This is a genomic window from Tunicatimonas sp. (genome assembly GCF_049647865.1).
Lineage (GTDB): Bacteria > Bacteroidota > Bacteroidia > Cytophagales > Cyclobacteriaceae > Tunicatimonas.
Genome location: NZ_JBARYM010000312.1, coordinates 1 through 1,571, shown reverse-complemented (window position 1 = coordinate 1,571; position 1,571 = coordinate 1). Strand labels below are relative to the sequence as shown.

2 protein-coding genes are annotated in these 1,571 nt (G+C 45.6%); both read right to left on the bottom strand.

Annotated features, from left to right (window positions below):
- A partial coding sequence (locus tag WBA23_RS09465; protein WP_424582034.1) for a 3'-5' exonuclease occupies positions 1-709 on the bottom strand: 709 nt, incomplete at its 3' end.
- Positions 710-720: 11 nt separating this feature from the next.
- A complete protein-coding gene (dcd, locus tag WBA23_RS09460) occupies positions 721-1,263 on the bottom strand; it encodes a dCTP deaminase (RefSeq protein ID WP_424582033.1) in 543 nt (180 codons plus the stop codon).
- Positions 1,264-1,571 lie beyond the last annotated feature (308 nt).

Here is a 1,571-nt window from a genome sequence, read left to right as displayed (position 1 = left end):
GCTCATCAGACAATAACGGTTGCGAGAGCATCGCTAGATATACCTGGGCTAGTAAGCGGATATTCTGGTAGCCCGATTGGATAATTTTCTCTAAATCCTGATCTTGATAGTACGCTTGCTGAATCTGTGGGGCATCCAGTAGTTTGTCGGAGTCAACTTCTACGGAGAAGAGGGCGGCGAGTAAATCCAGCGGAACAAACTTTTTGTACTCGCCGAATTTCCACATTTCCATGGTATCTAGGTGGGGCACTTCCCAGGCTTTCTTATTCATCAGTTGCAGCGATTGGGGGAGTTCCATACCACTAATCAGCATTCGGCGGCAGAGGTAGGGGTAGTCAAAATCGCGACCGTTGTGGGCACAGAGGCGGAGTTGGTTCTGATCAAAGCGCTGTACCGTTTCTATAAATTCGTGCAACACGGCCGCTTCGTCGGGGTACGTAATGCATTTAATGCGTAATTCGTTCTGATTATCGTCTAGCGAGTGGAAGTAGCCAATAGCAATGCTCACTACCTTACCAAACTCGGCATAAAGGGCCGCTCGTTCGGAGAATAACTCCGTAGCAGTTTTACTATCCGCTTCCCGGAAAAATTCGGCCTTACGATCCCAGGCCTGCTGGAGAAGTGGCGAAAGATCGTTGTAGTTCTCTTCGGCGGTCACCGTCTCGACATCAACGAACAGAATATTGCTGGAAAGTACGTTAGTAGCCATAGCGTATAGTTTTACGGTTTTTCAAAGTCTTTGAATAGTAAACTGGGCTGAATACCGCGGTTGTTCTGATATTTGCCTCCACTGTGCCCCTGTCCGCTTCGGTAGGTTTGGTAATCGCCTTCAATGGCGTGGTAAAATATCTGGCAGATTTCTACTCCGGCGTAAATACGAATAGGTTGTACGCAGAACATCTCCAACGTCCAAAACCCCGCGAACCCTACATCACCAAAGCCCGCGGTAATGTGCACAAACAAGCCTAACCGACCAATAGAAGAACGGCCTTCCAGCATGGGTACGTAATCTTTGGTCTCAGTAAACTCTAGGGTTCGGCCCAGGTAGAGTTTGTGCCGCTCCATCAGTAAACCCTCTTCAGGAATAATAATTTTTTGAGCGGTATTCTCACTTTTCATATCCAGTTCATCATTATCGTAGACCAATAACTCATGATGAAGGCGCAGATTATAACTGTTAGGATTGAGCTGTTCCGGACGAAACGGGTCAATCTTAATATTTTCTCCCAGTTGAGCCTGAATGGAGTTACCGGATAAGATCATAGATATGTTGTTTGTAGTGTTAGCGTGTTACAGCACTAGGTAATAGCTGACTAATTTTGGGTTTAAGAGTCAATGTTAGTTACCAATTGTATATTGCTAATTGTTCACTGTTCATTGTCTGAGTCAAAGGTACTGAAAAAAATAAGTTGAATGTAGGGAATAGTAGCGACAAATATTTCTGGTGCAGGGGTTGACTATTTAAAACGGTTGATTAACTTTGTAATCCAATTTTAGGAATGTGAAAGTAGCTCAGCTGGTAGAGCGCGACCTTGCCAAGGTCGAGGTCGCGGGTTCGAACCCCGTCTTTC